This window comes from Treponema sp. R80B11-R83G3 (assembly GCF_054786115.1).
This window is the reverse complement of the sequence record NZ_BDHF01000331.1, coordinates 1-819: the sequence shown is the minus strand read 5'-3', so window position 1 is coordinate 819 and position 819 is coordinate 1. Positions and strand designations below refer to the sequence as shown.

General features: G+C 31.1%; 1 protein-coding gene. It reads left to right on the top strand.

Annotation, left to right across the window (positions count from 1 at the left end):
• Positions 1 to 12: 12 nt before the first annotated feature.
• A complete protein-coding gene (locus ACYVRH_RS13675) occupies positions 13 to 255 on the top strand; it encodes a hypothetical protein (protein WP_461257440.1) in 243 nt (80 codons plus the stop codon).
• Positions 256 to 819: the final 564 nt, after the last annotated feature.

The window sequence follows — 819 nt, the reverse complement described above, 5'->3', positions numbered from 1 at the left end:
TCTTAACAGGGAATGGAACAATTAACCAGACATTTTGGGAAAGTTATATTGGAAAGGTATGACAATAAACTAGAAATAAATGAAATAGAAGCAATAATAAATTATTATTTGTCTTTTAATGGAATATATGATAATGTTATTGTTTTGCCGGAAGAATACATTAATGAATTTAAAATATATCTTAAAAATATATTGGAAAAGGATAAAATAATAAAAACAGCAAGAGACGAGGGAATATTTATTTGTATGAAATAAAGTACGGTGCAACTACGCATAACAGGTCTGTAACTGTACGCCGCCTAACGGCGGCTAGGCTACACAAAAACGTGTTCGGGCTTCGCCCTCTGCACGCTTTTGTGTAGCCACATTTTTTTGCGCCCGTAAAAATGCTTCGCATTTTTCCTTATCGGGCGCAAAAAAACGTCAGTTACAGCCGGAACGTTATGCGCAAGCTTTGCATTAAATTAAGGATTATTCCCATAAAGGCTAAGCGTAACCTACAAGATGTTAATAATTTTATTTTAAATATTATTCCAATAAAATTTATTCAATTATGGCTGTGCGTCTCCTTCAGGATACGCTTAATGTCATTAAAATATAAATTTGTTCGATTATGGCTAAGCGTATCCTACAAGGTGTTAATAATTTAAATTAAAACATTATTTCAATAAATTTTATTCGATTATGGCTGTGCGTCTTCTTCAAAATGCGCTTAATGTCATTAAAATATAGATTTGTTCGATTATGGCTAAGCGTATCCTACAAGGTGTTAATAATTTAAATTAAAACATTATTTCAATAAATTTTATTAGATTATGG

Bases quoted from the DNA above. Each gene is read 5' to 3' on its own strand.
- ACYVRH_RS13675 (WP_461257440.1), top strand. From the start codon at position 13: ATGGAACAATTAACCAGACATTTTGGGAAAGTTATATTGGAAAGGTAT.